At 67.9% G+C, this 13394-nt stretch carries 15 protein-coding genes; 12 read left to right on the top strand and 3 right to left on the bottom strand.

All coding sequences use genetic code 11. The annotated features are described in order from the left end of the window. The first annotated feature begins 6 nt into the window (after positions 1–6). From folE to PV761_RS02315, 10 genes are all read left to right on the top strand, one after another. On the top strand, positions 7–651 hold the full coding sequence (gene folE, locus PV761_RS02270) for a GTP cyclohydrolase I FolE (RefSeq protein WP_028270322.1): 645 nt from the start codon (positions 7–9) through the stop codon (positions 649–651). Between the two features lie 11 nt (positions 652–662). Then, positions 663–1598, top strand: a complete 936-nt coding sequence (gene folP, locus PV761_RS02275; RefSeq protein WP_347894017.1) for a dihydropteroate synthase — start codon at positions 663–665, stop codon at positions 1596–1598. 9 nt (positions 1599–1607) lie between these two features. Beyond that, positions 1608–1967, top strand: a complete 360-nt coding sequence (gene folB / locus PV761_RS02280; RefSeq protein WP_028270324.1) for a dihydroneopterin aldolase — start codon at positions 1608–1610, stop codon at positions 1965–1967. Beyond that, the gene (folK, locus tag PV761_RS02285) at positions 1964–2518 is read left to right on the top strand and encodes a 2-amino-4-hydroxy-6-hydroxymethyldihydropteridine diphosphokinase (protein ID WP_028270325.1); all 555 of its coding nucleotides are present in this window, start codon (positions 1964–1966) and stop codon (positions 2516–2518) included. Before folB ends, folK begins: the two co-directional genes overlap by 4 nt. A 3-nt stretch (positions 2519–2521) precedes the next feature. Further along, a complete protein-coding gene (locus tag PV761_RS02290) occupies positions 2522–3049 on the top strand; it encodes a DUF3180 domain-containing protein (RefSeq protein ID WP_028270326.1) in 528 nt (175 codons plus the stop codon). Beyond that, the gene (locus PV761_RS02295) at positions 3030–3542 is read left to right on the top strand and encodes a PH domain-containing protein (protein ID WP_347894020.1); all 513 of its coding nucleotides are present in this window, start codon (positions 3030–3032) and stop codon (positions 3540–3542) included. Before PV761_RS02290 ends, PV761_RS02295 begins: the two co-directional genes overlap by 20 nt. A gap of 32 nt (positions 3543–3574) precedes the next feature. Then, positions 3575–5143, top strand: coding sequence for a PH domain-containing protein (locus PV761_RS02300; protein WP_347894022.1), 1569 nt, complete (start codon positions 3575–3577; stop codon positions 5141–5143). Then, positions 5136–6095 (top strand): DUF2520 domain-containing protein, encoded by a 960-nt coding sequence (locus PV761_RS02305; RefSeq protein ID WP_347894024.1) that lies wholly within the window; start codon positions 5136–5138, stop codon positions 6093–6095. Before PV761_RS02300 ends, PV761_RS02305 begins: the two co-directional genes overlap by 8 nt. Position 6096: 1 nt before the next feature. Continuing rightward, entirely contained in the window at positions 6097–7026 is a 930-nt protein-coding gene (locus PV761_RS02310; RefSeq protein WP_028270329.1) for a pantoate--beta-alanine ligase, read from the top strand. A gap of 102 nt (positions 7027–7128) precedes the next feature. Then, a complete protein-coding gene (locus PV761_RS02315) occupies positions 7129–8622 on the top strand; it encodes a DHA2 family efflux MFS transporter permease subunit (protein ID WP_028270330.1) in 1494 nt (497 codons plus the stop codon). An 84-nt stretch (positions 8623–8706) separates the two neighbouring features. Here the strand turns inward: PV761_RS02315 and PV761_RS02320 are convergent, their stop codons facing one another. The 3 genes from PV761_RS02320 to PV761_RS02330 all read right to left on the bottom strand — a co-directional run bounded on the left by PV761_RS02320 (position 8707) and on the right by PV761_RS02330 (position 11418). Further along, positions 8707–9543 carry an alpha/beta hydrolase gene (locus PV761_RS02320; RefSeq protein WP_028270331.1) on the bottom strand — a complete coding sequence of 279 codons (837 nt, stop codon included), beginning with the start codon at positions 9541–9543 and terminating at the stop codon, positions 8707–8709. Between the two features lie 61 nt (positions 9544–9604). Then, complete coding sequence (locus tag PV761_RS02325) at positions 9605–10489, bottom strand: alpha/beta hydrolase (RefSeq protein ID WP_043438048.1); 885 nt, start codon at positions 10487–10489, stop codon at positions 9605–9607. Then, entirely contained in the window at positions 10486–11418 is a 933-nt protein-coding gene (locus PV761_RS02330) for an alpha/beta hydrolase (RefSeq protein WP_347894028.1), read from the bottom strand. Before PV761_RS02330 ends, PV761_RS02325 begins: the two co-directional genes overlap by 4 nt. Before the next feature lie 102 nt (positions 11419–11520). On the opposite strand from PV761_RS02330, the gene lysS reads away from it, so the two are divergent. Further along, the gene (gene lysS, locus PV761_RS02335; protein WP_347894029.1) at positions 11521–13053 is read left to right on the top strand and encodes a lysine--tRNA ligase; all 1533 of its coding nucleotides are present in this window, start codon (positions 11521–11523) and stop codon (positions 13051–13053) included. A gap of 2 nt (positions 13054–13055) precedes the next feature. Beyond that, positions 13056–13268 carry a hypothetical protein gene (locus PV761_RS02340; protein WP_347894030.1) on the top strand — a complete coding sequence of 71 codons (213 nt, stop codon included), beginning with the start codon at positions 13056–13058 and terminating at the stop codon, positions 13266–13268. Positions 13269–13394 lie beyond the last annotated feature (126 nt).

A 13394-nucleotide genomic window follows, 5' to 3' on the forward strand; every position in this document is an offset into this window, starting at 1 on the left:
TCTGCTGTGAATCATTTCGACGACGACGACGTTTCCGGCTCCGCCAACCCCTCGACTGCAGACCATTCGCGGCATGGGGGAGGCACCAAGGTGGACCGCCCCAGGATCGAGGCGGCCGTCCGGGAAATCCTGCTGGCCATCGGGGAAGACCCGGACCGCGGCGGGCTGCTGGACACTCCCAAAAGGGTGGCCAAGGCCTATGCGGAAATGTTCGCCGGCCTGCACCACGACCCCGCGGAAATCCTGGCCACCACCTTTGACCTGGACCACGAGGAGCTGGTCCTGGTCAAGGACATTCCGTTCTACTCCACCTGCGAGCACCACCTGGTGCCGTTCCACGGGGTGGCGCACGTGGGCTACATTCCCTCGCACGACGGCAAAGTCACCGGGCTGAGCAAGCTCGCAAGGCTGGTGGACATGTTCGCCAAGCGCCCGCAGGTGCAGGAACGGCTGACCACCCAGATCGTCGAAGCACTGGTGACGCACCTGAAGCCGCGGGGCGCGATCGTGGTCGTTGAGTGCGAACACCTCTGCATGTCCATGCGCGGCATCCGCAAGCCCGGTGCCAAGACCGTCACCAGTGCCGTGCGCGGTCAACTGCATGACCCGGCCACCCGCGCCGAAGCCATGAGCCTCATACTCGGAAGGTAATAAAACAGACTATGGACTCCCTCGCTGCTGCCCCTGGAACCGGACCCGCAACAAACCCCTTGCCCATCCTGCGTAAACCGCGGCCGGCAGCCAAGTTTGAAGATCTCCCCACGGACCGCACGCTGGTGATGGGCATCCTGAACGTCACCCCGGATTCCTTCAGCGACGGCGGCACGCATCCGACGCCGGACACGGCCATCGCTGCAGGCCTCCGGATGTTCTACGCCGGAGCCGACATCATCGACATCGGCGGCGAATCCACCCGCCCCGGCGCTGAGGAAGTCAGCCCGGAAGAGGAGCAGCGCCGCGTCCTGCCGGTGGTCGAGGCCATGGTCAAGGCCGGCGCCCTGGTCAGCATCGACACCACCCATGCGTCAACGGCAGCCGCTGCCCTCAAGGCCGGCGCCGCCATCATCAACGACGTTTCCGGGCTGACGATGGAGCCGGAGATGGCTGAACTGGCTGCCCGGACCGGCGTCCCGTACGTGCTGACCCACCGCCGCGGCGATGCCAAGACCATGACCTCCCTCGCGGAGTACGGCAACGTGGCAGAGGAAGTCGCCGCTGAACTGGTGGGCGTGCGGGACAAGCTGTACGCGGCCGGGGTGGCGCCGGAAAAGATCATCGTGGACCCGGGGCTGGGCTTCTCCAAGAACGATGTCCAGAACTGGGAGCTCCTGCGGAACATGGGACCGCTGGAGGCCCTCGGCCACAGGATCCTGGTGGGAGCTTCGCGCAAGCGCTTCCTTGGCACGCTGCTGACCGTGGCTGGCAAGGCCGCCGCTCCCCAGGAACGGGACCACGCCACCGCCGCCATCACGGCGATCAGCGCCGCCCGCGGCGCATGGGCTGTGCGCGTGCACGACGTCGAACCCAGCCTTGACGCCGTCAAGGTTGCCGCACGGATGTCCGCCGCACCGCTCGGCGACTCCAGACCCACCAACTAGGCAGCCACGATGGACACAATCACGCTGAGCGGTGTTACCGCCGTCGGCCATCACGGGGTGTTCGATTTCGAACGCCGCGACGGCCAGCCGTTCATCGTTGATGCGGTGCTGCACCTGGATTTCAGCAAGGCCGCCGCCTCGGACGACGTCCTGGACACCGCCCACTACGGCGAGGTGGCCGAGCGGATCAAGCACTGGATCACCGGCGAGCCGCTGAACCTGATCGAGGCCCTGGCTGTGCGCATCGCCGAAGACCTGCTGCAGGAATTCCCGCTGGCCGCCGTCGACATCACGGTGCACAAGCCCAAGGCGCCCATCGAAGTTGAGTTCGGCGACGTCTCCGTCAGCGTGCATCGGCGGCGCTCATGAACCCGCCGTACTCGAACAACCCTTATGTCCGGGCCGTCCTGGCCCTGGGCAGCAACCTGGGGGAGCGGAACGACACCCTTTCCAGCGCGGTCGCGGACCTGGTGGACCGGCCCGAAGTGCGGCTGACCGCGGTGTCCCCGGTGGTGCAGACCAAAGCCGTCGGCGGGCCGGAAGGCCAGCCGGACTTCCTGAACATGGTGATCACGGTAGAGACCTCGCTGCCGCCGTCGGAACTGCTGCGCCACTGCCAGGCCGTGGAAAACAAGCACCACAGGGTGCGCGAAGTCCGGTGGGGTCCGCGGACCCTGGACGTGGACATCATCACGTACGGGGACCTGGTGAGTGCGGATCCCGCCCTGACCCTGCCCCATCCGCGGGCTGCCGAGCGTGCGTTTGTGCTGTATCCGTGGTCGCTGATCGACCCGTCGGCGGAGCTCAACGGCGTCCGCGTGGGTGAGTTGGCGGCCCGCGCCGCCGACTTTCCCGATCTTGCCCCCTTCGACGGTTTCGGGGACTTCGACGGCCTTCCCACCGCGGGAGCAGTGGAATAGGCCGTGAAACCCGTCAACCCCTTCCTGCTGATCGTCGTCGGGCTGATCCTCGCCATCGCCGGCTGGTTTGCGACCGTCATGACCACCCGCTACGGCCTGGCCACCCCGGTGCTGCCCCAGACCGGCCTGGTGACCATGGGCGTGATCGTGGCGCTCACGCTGGTGCTCGGAATCCGCGTCCTGCGCTGGCGGAACGGCAACAAGAAGAAAATGCTCAACCCCATCCTGGCCGCCTGGACGCTGGTCCTCGCCCAGGCCTGCGCGTACACCGGAGCCGTGCTCCTGGGCTGGCACGCGGGAATCTTCCTGGACCTGCTAAGGCTCTGGAACCTGCGCAGCGACCAGGGAATCACCTGGCTGGCGCTTTCCATGGCCGGCGGCGGACTTGCGATGATCATCGTCGGGCTGGTGGTGGAACGCTTCTGCCGGATCCCGCCCGAAGACGGCGACGCCGACGGCGCGCCGGGATCGCCCGGAAGAGGCGCCCGCAAGCCCAAGGGGGAGGGCGAATATGCGTACCGAGGCGATTGATCCGCCGGGGATCTCCTGGCTCCGCGTTTCACCCAAATACGTCACCGTCCGTCTGGTTGAATGGGCGGTCGGCAACCTCATCGCCGTGGGATTGCTCTCACTGCCGCTCGTCTTCACCCTGGCGGGCTGGTGGGTGTGGCTTCCGCTCTGGCTGGCCGTCACGGTTCCGGCCGTCATGCTGCTGCTGGCCGTCTGGCGGCTGCTGCTGATACCGCGCCAGGTGCGCGCCATCGGGTATGCCGAGCGCGACGATGATCTGCTGATCCGCAGCGGCATCTTTTTCCAGCGCACCCTGGTGGTTCCCTACGGCCGGATGCAGTACGTCGACATCGGCGTAGGTCCCGTGGAACGCGCCCTCGGGCTCTGCACGCTGAAGCTGCACACCGCGTCCGCCGGCACCAACGCTGAAATCCCCGGCCTGCCTGCCGACGAGGGGGCACGGCTCCGCGAGCAGCTTTCCGCCCGGGGCGCTGCACGGCTGGCCGGGCTGTGACCCCAGGCTACGCCGCGACCCCTGAAGGTCCCGTGGCCACCGAGGGGCCCGGGCAGGTTTCCGGGAAGCCCGACGGCGAGTGGCTGAGGGTACACCCTGCGTCGCCGTTCATCCGGGGCTGGGTAGCGCTTGCCGCCATCGGCTACTTCTTTGGCCGCGACACTTTTGAGCGGCTCCTGCAGGGCCGGCCCCTGATGGATGACATGTTTGCCGGGCGCGTGCCGTTCCTGGTCGCCGGCGGCGGGCTGTTCCTGCTGCTGTCCGTACTAGGGTTCATCATGACCTGGTACTTCACCCGCTACCAGGTGGCCGAAGGCTATGTCCGGGTGAACACCGGCTTCCTGTTCAAGCAGCAGCGGCAGGCCAGGCTGGACCGCGTGCAGGCCATCGACATCGTGCAGCCCCTCCTGGCCCGGGTCTTCGGCCTTGCCGAGCTCAAATTCGAGGTGGCCGATGCCGGCGAATCGGCGGTCCGCCTGGCCTACCTCCGCATCGACGACGCCCGCCAGCTGCGGGCCACCATCCTGGCCCGCGCGGCCGGGCTGGAACCCGACCCCGAGCGGCCGGAAGCAGCCCTGCCGGAGGCGCCGGAATTCCCGGTCCTGGCCGTCCCGCCGTCGCGCCTTGTCGGTTCGCTGCTCCTGAGCGAGCAGAGCTTCTTCGTGGTGCTGGGCGCGGTGGCGTCCGTGGTGCTCTCAACCATCACCGACAACCGCAGCTTCTACTTCTACCTGATCCCTGCCGTCCTTGGCCTGGCCGCCGCCTACTGGGGGTCCTTCAACAAGGGCTATAACTTCACCGCCGCCATTTCGCCCGACGGCATCCGGCTCCGCTACGGGCTGCTGGACACGCAGGCGCAGACCCTTCCGCCGGGCAGGATCCAGGCCCTGAAAGTGACGCAGCCGCCGCTGTGGCGGATCTTCGGCTGGTACCGGATGCAGGTGAACGTGGCCGGCTACGGCGGCCCCGGCAGCAACGGCGAGGCCGCCTCACGCACCACGATCCTCCCGGTGGGAGTCCTGGCGGACGTCATGAGGATGCTCTCCCTGGTGCTCCCCGATCCCGGAACAGCGGACCCTGCCCGCGTCTTTGGCGCCGGCCTGACCGGCCTTGCCCCCGCGGGAGCGGCCTCCGGTGCGGAGACTCCCGCGGGAGTGTCTTCCGGCGGGGCGCCCGACGGCGGGTTCGTCACCAGCCCGCGCCGCGTGCGGCTGCTGGCTCCCCTGGGCTGGCGCCGCAACGGCTTCGCCGCCACGGATACGGCGCTGCTTATCCGTTCCGGCCGGCTGTGGCGCGAGCTCGTGGTGGTTCCGCACCAGCGCACACAGTCGATGGCCCTGCACCAGGGGCCGCTGGCGCGGCGATTCCGGGTGGCGGACCTGGTCCTGCACACCACGGCCGGTCCGGTATCGCCCCGGGTCATCCAGGCCGGACTGGACGAAGCCCGGGCCCTGTTCGATGCCCAGGCAGCCCGCGCACGGGAAGCCCGCAAACGCCAGACCAGCGAGCAGTGGCTCGCGCAGGTCGCGCCGGAGGCGACGGCGGACCGGCACACTCCCGACCACCCCCAGAACCACGAGGAAGGCCCGCAACATGGCTAAGCCAGGACGCCTCGGCATCGGAATCATCGGTGCAGGCAAAGTCGGAGCCGTGCTCGGTGCAGCACTCCGCGCAGCCGAGCACGCCGTCGTCGGGGTTTCCGCCGTCTCCGACGCAAGCCGCGAACGCGCCGAAACCCTGCTGCCCGGCGTGCCGGTACTCGATGTGCAGGACATCGTGGAACGGTCCGAACTGGTGCTGCTCGCCGTTCCGGACGATGCCCTCGGCGACCTCGTGCAGGGGCTCGCGAAGCTGGGTGCCTGGCAGCCCGGACAACTCGTGGCCCACACCTCGGGCCGCTTCGGCGTTGGCATCCTGCATCCGGTGCGGGCAGCCGGTGCCATCCCGCTCGCGCTGCACCCCGCCATGACCTTCACCGGCATGAGCCTGGACCTCACCCGGCTCCTGGACTGCACCTTCGGAGTCACGGCGGACGCCGCGATGCTGCCCATCGCGCAGGCCCTGGTGGTGGAGATGGGTGCCGAACCGGTGGCCATTGCCGAGGGCGACCGTACCCAGTACCATGCGGCCCTGGCGCACGGCTCCAACCACATGGTCACCCTGGTTGCCCAGGCCTCCCAGCTGCTGCGCGAAGTGGGCGTCGAATCCCCTGAACGCATGCTGGGCCCGCTGCTGCGGGCAACGCTGGAGAACGCACTTGCCTCCGGCGAGGCCGCCCTCACCGGGCCGGTGGCCCGGGGCGACGTGGGCACGGTTGCCGCGCACGCGGAGGCCCTGCGCGAACACGACGCCGGTGCAGGGGGCGATATTCTCGAGGCATACCTGGCCATGGCGCGGGCCACCGCCCACCGCGCCGGGAGCCGGGGGCTGCTGAAGCCCGACCAGCTGGACGCGATCCGGAAAGCACTGGCCGGGGAAGACGGTCTGGATGACAACGGGCCGGACAACAGCGGGCCGGACAACGACGGCCCGCAGGCCACTGGAGGTAACTGACTTGGCGATCAAACTCGTGACCACGGCGGCGCAGCTGCGCGCCGAAAGCGCCCGGCTGCTGACGGAGAAACAGGGTTCGTCGCAGGGCCTCGTTCCCACGATGGGCGCCCTGCACGAAGGCCACGCGAAGCTGGCGCGCACCGCCGTCGAACAAAACGACGTGGTGGTGGCCAGCATCTTCGTCAACCCGCTGCAGTTCGGCGAGGCCGTGGACCTGGACCGCTACCCCCGGACCCTGGAAGCAGACATGGAGCTCCTGGACGCCGAGGGCGTGGACCTGGTGTTCGCGCCGTCCGTGGAGGAGGTCTACCCCGGCGGCGAACCCCTCGTCCGCGTGACGGCAGGACGCCTTGCCGGGAAATGGGAGGGCGCGTCCCGGCCGGGCCACTTCGACGGCGCACTCACAGTGGTGGCCAAGCTGCTGCACTACGGGATCCCGGGGACGGGACTGCCCGGCGGAGGCGCGTTCGTGACCGGCGCCGGCGCGGGACTGCCCGCGTACCGCGCCTACTTCGGCCAGAAGGACGCCCAGCAGCTGGCGCTGGTGCGTCGCATGGTGGCGGACCTGAACTTCCCGGTGGAGATCGTGGCCGTGCCGACTGTCCGTTCCGCCGACGGCCTGGCCCTGAGCAGCCGGAACAGGTTCCTGTCCGCGGAGGAACGCGAAGCCGCCCTGGTCCTCTCCCGTGCGCTGCGGCTCCTCGAAGAGCGGGCCAACGCCCACGAACCGCTCGACCTGGAATCCGCCCAGGCCCTGGTGGAATCACAGCCCCTCGTGGGACTGGACTACTTCGACGTGGTGGACCCGGACACCCTCGAACCCCTGGCGGAGAACTGCAAGGAGACACCGTTCCGCGGCGAGGGCCTGGCCATCATCGCGGCGAAGGTGGGCCCGGTCCGGCTGATTGACAACGTGCCCCTCAGCTCCTGAACTTTTTTCCAATGACGGGAATTACCCCGGGGGATACACTGTTGGAATCTGCAGCGACGAAGCTCGCCGGAAACCACTTCACATCTCCCTGAGGGAATCCCCATGTCTACAGACGTCTCTTCCAACGCCCACGGCGACCCCGTGGCCCCCGCCGCGCCAGCGTCTGAGACGGTAACGGCGACCGGCCCGGCGAAGATGTCCCGCGAGTCGGTCACCATCATCGTCACACTGCTCGTTGCCACCTTCGTGGTCATCCTCAACGAGACCATCATGAACGTCGCCCTCCAGCGGCTCATGGTGGACCTTGGTGTCGATGCGCCTACGGTGCAGTGGCTGTCCACGGGCTTTATGCTCACCATGGCCGTGGTCATTCCCACCACCGGATTCATCCTGCAGCGGCTGTCCACCAGGGCGGTCTTCATGCTGGCCATGGGGCTGTTTTCGGGCGGCACGCTACTGGCGGCGCTTGCTCCGGGATTCGAAGTCCTCCTGCTGGCACGCATCGTGCAGGCCGGCGGCACTGCCATCATGCTTCCGCTCCTGATGACCACCATCCTGACGCTGGTCCCCATCGAACGGCGCGGCGCCGTGATGGGCAACGTCAGCATCGCCATTTCGGTGGCCCCGGCCATGGGCCCCACCGTGTCCGGGCTGATCCTTGAGCACTTCACCTGGCGCTTTATGTTCGTGTTCGTGCTCCCCATCGCCCTGGCCGCCTTCGCCATCGGAGCCCGCTACCTCACCAACATCGGCGAATCCGAGAAGACCCGGCTGGACATCCTTTCCGTCCTGCTGACCGTGCCTGCCTTCGGCGGCCTGGTGTACGGGCTTAGCCAGGTCGGCGGAGGCCACGGCGGGCAAAGCGGCCCCGGAACGCCAGCCCTGGCCGCGCTGGCAATTGGCCTGGTGGCCATGACGGCGTTCGTCTTCCGCCAGCTGAAGCTGCAGAAGTCGGAGGGCCCGCTGCTGGACCTGCGCGCATTCAACTTCCGCATGTTCACGGTGTCCGTGCTGCTCCTGGTGGTGGCCATGATCGCCCTGTTCGGCGCCGTCATCCTGCTGCCGCTGTACCTTCAGGAAATCCGCGGGCTGAAGTCCCTGGAGACCGGCCTGGCCCTCCTGCCCGGCGGCCTGGCCATGGGCCTTCTGGGCCCGTTCATCGGCCGGCTTTTCGACAAGGTCGGACCCCTTCCCCTGACCGTCACCGGCTCCGTCATGATGGTGCTGTCCCTGTGGCAGTTCTCCATGCTGAACGCGGAAACAGCCGTCTGGTGGATTGTGATGCTGCACGTGGTCCTCAGCCTGGGCCTGGCGCTGCTGTTCACCCCGGCGTTCACCACCGGACTCAACCCGCTGCCGCCGCACCTCTACTCGCACGGCTCGGCCATCATGAGCACCCTGCAGCAGGTTGCCGGTGCGGCCGGAACCGCGCTCCTGGTCTCGATCTACGCTGTCGTGTCGGCAGGATCGGGCATCGTCGCAGGCATGCACGCAGCGTTCCTGACGGCGGCAATCATCGCCGTCGCCGCCGTCGTGCTTTCCGCCATGATGCGCAAGACCGCCGGTGCGGAGCACCCGGTGCCGGCAGCACACTAACGTCCCATTAAGCACGAACGGACAGTTGGGGCCCCACAAAGCGGGCCCCAACTGTCCGTTCGCGCTGTGTGCGGTAAACCGGCGTCAGCCGGCGAAGAACTCGCTGAGTTCGCTGATCAGCTTGTCGGGGGCCCGGTTGACGCCGTCGTGGCCCGCGCCGGGCAGGATGGTGTAGCTCGACCCGGACAGGACGTCGTGGATCTGGCCGCAGGCGATGCCGAAGTAGGCGGGGCTCTTTTCGCCGACGATGATCAGGGTCTCAAGCGGCAGGGCCAGGAACGGCTCGGCCGGCATGTCGGCGGCGATGATGGCCTTGATCTCGCGCACCCCGGTCTTCATCAGCTCGCGCTGCTGCTTGCCGATGGGCGTTCCGGCGGTGAGCTTGTTGGCCAGCGTGAGCATTGAGAGCGGCATCCGGGAGGACAAAGCCCCTCCCGTTTCGAGTCCCCGGACCAGCACGGCGAGGGCGCGGTCGTCGTCGCCGGCAGCGGTGGCGCGTTCGTATTCGGCGATCCAGTCAGCCTTCACGCTGTGGTTCACGGAGACGGCGGGATCGTAGACGGCGAGCCGTTCCACCGGCAGCGTGCGGGCCGCGTGCAACGCCACGGCGCCGCCGAAGCTGTGGCCGAAAACGTCGGTGCTCGCCGTGTGCCTCATCACGGTGTCCAGGTCGCGGATGTCCACGTCCAGGGTGTAGTCCTCGGGCTGCGGTGACGATTCGCCGCGGCCGCGCCGGTTGAACGTGTGCACGGGCCGGCCCAGCGAAGCGCTGAGTTTCTGGGCAAAGCGCGTGTAGTCCGCGGCGGTGACCATGGAAGCCTGAACGACGACGACGCCCGAGCCCGCCGAAGCCAGCTCGGCCCCCGTGGTGTAAAGCTCCAGCGTTCCGCCGTCGGGTGTTTTGATGTTCTCGCGCGTCATGTTCCGAGCCTACCCGGGGCGGCAGGAACCGCGCAGCAGCTTCGGCCCGGCACGCAGTGCGTCAGCCCTTGTAATACGCGGAGATGTCCTCGACCAGTTCCTTGACGGCCGCGGGAATGGAGGCATGGACGCACTTGGGTGAAACCTGGAGGGCGCTGCCGGGCACCGCACGGTGCAGCAGTTCCGCCGTCACCTTGTAGTACCGGGGGCTCCTGGCTCCCACCATGAACCGGGTGTTCGGCGGCAGGACGGAGAAGTCGCGGACGTGGTCGGCCTCGTCGAACACCGCCTTCAGCTCGCCCACCCCGCTGGGCATGAGCTCCTTGAAGAGCCGGTTCACCTTGGTCCGCGACACCAGCGCCATTAGCCCGGCAAGGACCGGCTCCGGAATCCTGGCCAGCGCCGAGCTTGGCTGCATGCCCTTCTTGAGCTTGGCCAGGGCGTGCGGGACGTTTCCCTCATTGACTGAGCGTTCGAAACCCTCCAGCCAGGAGGTATCCACGCTGCCGTCGATGTTCACGGCGGCGTCATAGACCGCAAGCTTGTCGGGCTGGTGGGCGGTGCCGATGAACTCCTGCACGGCGTTGAGCGCCACGGAGCCGCCCAGGCTGTGGCCGAAGAGGTTGCGCGCACCGGTGGCGTCCATGATGGTCCGGACGTCGGCAATCTCGGTGGCCATGGAGTAGTCCGCGGGCTGCGGCGTGGAATCACCGCGGCCGCGCCGGTCGTAGACGTCCACCGCCCAGCCGTCCCCGAGGCCCTTGGACAGCGCCTCGGAAAACGGCCGGTAGATCGATGCCGTGAGGAAGGCTCCGCCGATCACCACCACACGGCGCTCGCCGGGGGCATCGACGGTCCCGTAACTGTACAAAGCCAGCCGTCCGCCGTCGTGCGCGGGGATGACCTGCTGCTTGACTGTGCCCTCACGGGCGCGGGTTTCCTTCACCGGCCCATCCTAAAACGGTTGCCCGGCGGAATCCCGGCGGCGCGGAGGCGCTGAAGCCGCAACCCGGCGTCGTCGGCCAGGAACCGCGCGGCGGTGAGGGCAAGCCGGGCCCCCGGACGGAGCGGGCCTTCGTGCAGCTGCCCGGGAACGAGGGCGAAGTCGATCGCCTGGACTGACGCCGCGAGCTGGCGGCCGGTTTCGGCGAAGTACGCCGGGCTCCAGCCGCCGCTCAGCATCAGGGTGGGGGTGGTGATGCCGGCGAAATCCTCCAGCTCGGCGTCGGCCTGGAGCACGGCCCGCATTTCGACGACGGCGGTGGGCAGCAGTTGCCGCATTTCCGCGCCGAGGCGCGTCCGGGCGGACAGGATGCTCAGCATGCGCAGTGCGCCGAGGGGGAGTTTCGACACCGGCCCGGCGGTCTCCAGCCCCTGGACAAGGTGAGCCCACGCCTGGTCGAGCTGCCCGGCCGCCATGGAGTGCTCGAGTTCCGGCCGCCACCGGCGGCTGAGGCTGCCGGAGAGGGAAACCGCGGCGTCGTACGTCACGAGCCGCCGGATGGACCCGGTCCGGGCCGCCTGCAGCGCCACGAACCCGCCGTAACTGTGGGCCACGACGTCGGCGGAGCCGGTTGCCCGCATGACGGCCCGGAGGTCGCTGACCTCCGTCGCCGCCGAATAGTCTTCGCGCTGCTCGGAGGAACCTTCCCGGCCGCGGCGGTTGAAGGTGTGCACCGGCCGCCCCAGCAGGCGGGCGAGCTTGAGCGCGAACGGCCGGTACAGCGCGTCGGTCACCAGGGTGCCGTGGATTACGACGACGCCGGGTTGCGCGGCGCCGTCCGCTGCGGGAATTGCCGTGGCGGGTGCAGGACTGAAGGAGTGCACCTGAAGGTGACCCTCGCCGTCGTCCGTGCTGATCGTCCGAGTTTCCACAGCCCCGAGTCTATGCCCACCCCTCGAAGCGAAAACGCCCGGGGGAGGGGATCCCGGGCGGCCGGAAAACATGCCGGGGAACTCCCGGTAAACTTATGGATTGTGACTTCCCAAAACACCCCCACCCCGACCAATGCTGCCGAACCGGCGGACGCCAGCGAACAGATGCGCATCCGCATGGAGAAGCGCGCCAAGCTGATCGAACGCGGTGTTGAGGCCTACCCGGTGGGTGTTGAACGCACGCATTCCCTGAGCGAAGTCCGGGAGAAGTACGCACACCTGCAGGCCGACGAGACCACCGGGGACACCGTGGGCGTCACCGGCCGCATCGTCTTCATCCGCAACACCGGCAAGCTGTGCTTCGCCACGCTCCAGGAGGGCGGCACGGACGGCAAGGGCACCCGCCTGCAGGCCATGCTGAGCCTGGCCAACGTGGGCGAGGAAGCCCTGGCCGAATGGAAGGCCCTGGTTGACCTGGGCGACCACGTCTTCATCAAGGGCGAGGTCATTTCCTCCCGCCGCGGCGAGCTGTCCGTAATGGCGGACTCGTGGTCCATGGCGTCCAAGGCGCTGCGCCCGCTGCCCGTGCTGCACGCCGGCCTGAACGATGAAACCCGCGTCCGCCAGCGTTACGTGGACCTGATGGTCCGCGACGAGGCCCGCGAAATGGTATACACCCGCGCCGCGATCACCCGCTCCATCCGCGAGAGCCTGCACCGCCGCAACTACGTCGAGGTGGAAACCCCGATGCTGCAGCTGGTCCACGGCGGCGCCCTGGCCCGGCCGTTCGAGACCCACATGAACGCCTTCGACCAGAAGATGACCCTCCGCATCGCCACCGAGCTGTACCTCAAGCGCGCCGTGGTGGGCGGCATCGACCGCGTCTACGACATGGGCCGGGTGTTCCGCAACGAAGGCGTGGACTCCACACACAGCCCGGAATTCACCACGCTGGAATGCTACGAAGCCTGGGCCGACCAGTTTGTCATGGCGGACCGCATCAAGGAGATCATCCTCGACGCCGCCGACGCCGCCGGCGTGGGCCGCACCCTCCAGACCGAAGCCGGGGAGATCAACCTCGACGGCGAATGGAAGTGGCTGGCTGTCTACCCGGGGCTTTCCGAGGCCGTGGGCCAGGAAATCACGCCGGACACCACCGTGGAGGAACTGCGGGCAGTGGCGGCCAAGCACGACGTCAAGGTGGATCCCAAGTGGGACGCCGAAAAGCTGGCCGTTGAACTGTTCGGCGAAATCGTGGAACCCACGCTGCTGAACCCCACCTTCGTGTATGACTACCCGCCCTCCGCGCAGCCGCTCGCACGCCAGCACCGCGACGACGATCGCCTGATCGAAGCCTGGGACCTGATCATCGGCGGCATGGAGCGCGGCACGGCCTTCTCCGAGCTCATCGACCCCGTGATCCAGCGGGAGCGCCTCACCGAACAGTCCATGCACGCAGCGGCCGGTGATGTCGAGGCCATGCAGCTGGACGAGGACTTCCTCCGTGCGCTCGAGTACGGCGCCCCGCCCATGGGCGGCATCGGGCTGGGCATCGACCGCCTGGTGATGCTGTTCACCGGTGCAGGCATCCGCGAAACAATCCTCTTCCCGCTCCTGAAGCCCGAAGGACACTGACCATGGAGTACGTTGCAGTCCTCCTGCCGTCCCTTGTGGTCGGGTTGCTTTTCTGGTTTGCCATGAAGTCGATCTTCAATGCCGATAAGTCGGAGCGCCAGGCGGAAGCGCGCGCCCAGGCCGAAGCGGACGCCCGCTCGGCTGAAACCAATCACGGTCCCAATGGCGCGCCGAATACCGGGACGAATGCCGGCAACGGGAACGGCACAAACTAATACTCCCGGTATATTCCTGCCCACCATTCACAGGAACCTTTTGGCGCTTTGACGCGTTGCCATAAACCGGGGGATACTTTTTACAGATACATCCTGCTTTTCTGCATACCCGTCCTTTCCAAAAGA

This window comes from Arthrobacter sp. CC3 (genome assembly GCF_039907775.1).
Taxonomy (GTDB): Bacteria; Actinomycetota; Actinomycetes; order Actinomycetales; family Micrococcaceae; genus Arthrobacter.